Source organism: Tahibacter caeni, assembly GCF_024609805.1.
GTDB classification, from domain to species: domain Bacteria; phylum Pseudomonadota; class Gammaproteobacteria; order Xanthomonadales; family Rhodanobacteraceae; genus Tahibacter; species Tahibacter caeni.
Map to the genome: position 1 here is coordinate 1 of NZ_JANFVR010000550.1, position 1,912 is coordinate 1,912.

The 1,912-nt window shown below is 71.3% G+C and carries 2 protein-coding genes and 1 pseudogene; all 3 read left to right on the forward strand.

The window, feature by feature from the left end; genetic code table 11:
• Positions 1-369: bacterioferritin-associated ferredoxin (locus NON22_RS23655; RefSeq protein WP_484600515.1), on the forward strand; the 369-nt coding region annotated here is incomplete at its 5' end.
• Positions 360-1,265, forward strand: a complete 906-nt coding sequence (locus NON22_RS23660) for a dihydrodipicolinate synthase family protein (RefSeq protein WP_257389440.1) — start codon at positions 360-362, stop codon at positions 1,263-1,265. The genes NON22_RS23655 and NON22_RS23660, both read left to right, overlap by 10 nt.
• Positions 1,266-1,697: 432 nt before the next feature.
• Positions 1,698-1,912: pseudogene (locus tag NON22_RS23665) on the forward strand (aldehyde dehydrogenase (NADP(+))); the annotation flags it as partial.

A 1,912-nucleotide genomic window follows, 5' to 3' on the forward strand; every position in this document is an offset into this window, starting at 1 on the left:
GCCGGCACTGTCGAGCGCCCGCGCGCGCTGCAGCGCGACTGCGCGCGCGGCGCGCGGTTCGCGCGCACCTTGCGTCGCCATTTCGCGCTGCGCGACGAACTGCGCGAGCTCGCCGCGCCCGACACTGTGCTGTGCCGCTGCGAGAACGTGCGTTATGCGGACGCGGCCGCCTGCCGCAGCCAGCGCGACGCGCGCCTGCAGACGCGGTTCGGCATGGGCCACTGCCAGGCGCGCATCTGCGGCGCCGCCGGCGAATTCCTGTTCGGCTGGACCGCGGCGACGCCGCGGCCGCCGCTGGCGCCGGCGGCGCTGGCCTGCTTCACCGAATTCCGTTCCGATCCCGAAAATCCTGCACAGGAATCCGCATGAGCACCATCTGGCAAGGCGTGCTGCCCGCCATCACCACTCCGTTCGACGCCGACCTCGCGATCGACCACGACTTCGTCACGCGGCACGTGAACTGGCTCGTCGGGCACGGCTGCAAGGGCATCATTCCGTGCGGTTCGCTCGGCGAAGGCGCGACCCTGTCGTTCGACGAGAAGGTCGCGCTGATCCGCACCTGCGTCGCCGCGGCGGCCGGCCGCGTGCCGGTCATTCCGGGCATCGCCGCGCTGTCCACCGACGAGGCCGTGCGCCTGGCCAGGGCCTCGGCCGAGGCGGGCTGCGGCGGCCTCATGGTGCTGCCGCCGTACGTGTATTCGAGCGACTGGCGCGAGATGAAGGCGCACGTCGGCGCCGTCATCGCGGCGACGGCGCTGCCGTGCATGCTGTACAACAACCCGCCGGCCTACAAGACCGACTTCAGCGCGGCGCAGGTCGCCGAACTCGCGGCCGAGCACACGAATCTCGAAGCGGTCAAGGAATCCAGCGGTGACTCGCGCCGCGTGACTGCGCTCGTCGCGCTGCTCGGCGAACGCGTGCGCGTCGGCGTCGGTCTCGACGACATGGTCTGCGAAGGCGTCGCCGCCGGCGCCGAGTTCTGGGTCGCCGGCACGGTCAACGCGCTGCCGAAGGAATCGGTCGCCCAGTTCGAGCTGGCCAAGGCCGGCCGCTGGGACGAAGCGCGCGCGCTGTACCGCTGGCACCTGCCGCTGCTGCGCCTGGACACCGTCGTCAAGTTCGTCCAGCTGATCAAGCTTATCCAGCAGGAAGCCGGCATGGGTCACGAACGCGTGCGCGCGCCGCGCCTGGAACTCGTCGGCGCCGAACGCGAGGAAGCGCTCGCGACCATCCGCAAGGCGCTGCGCGAGCGGCCGGTGCTGTGACGGCCGGATCCGGTATCTGAAGTTTTCCGCGACGCCGGAACACCCGCTCTCCCCGGCGCGGCCTCGTCCTGGGGGAGAGGGCTTCCAGCACCGTGCGGCAGCGCCGGTCGCGACCGGGACGATGATGAGACGGGCTTGACGTCGCGTGGACCATGTCGCGCTGCGCTCCCTCTCCTCCAAGCTCGCTGGGGGAGAGGGCCGGGGTGAGGGGGAAAAGAGAAAGCGCGCGACGTCGTCGGATTTCCGGCGTGATGGCCGCACCGCCAGCGCAGCGGCGAAAATCCGTCAGCGTCGCGGCGGAGGTTTCACCCCTCACCCAACCCTCTCCCCCAAGCGCGAACGCGCTTGGGGGAGAGGGCTTCCAGGACGGTGCGGCAGCGCCAAACGATGTCGCGCTGCGACGCGATTTTTGAAACTAACGGAGAATTTTCAATGACGGTCGAGCTTCAGGGTGTCTCGCTGATCGGCTCGGGTCGCGGCGGACGCACCGGCGCGGCGTTCCACGGCGTCGATCCGGCCAGCGGTGCGGCGCTTGCGCCGGCGTATCACGGCGCGACCGCCGCGGAGATCGAGCAGGCCGTCGCGCTCGCCGCGGCGGCCGGCGCCGAGCTCGCGCGGCGCAGCGGCGCCGAGCGCGCCGCGCTGCT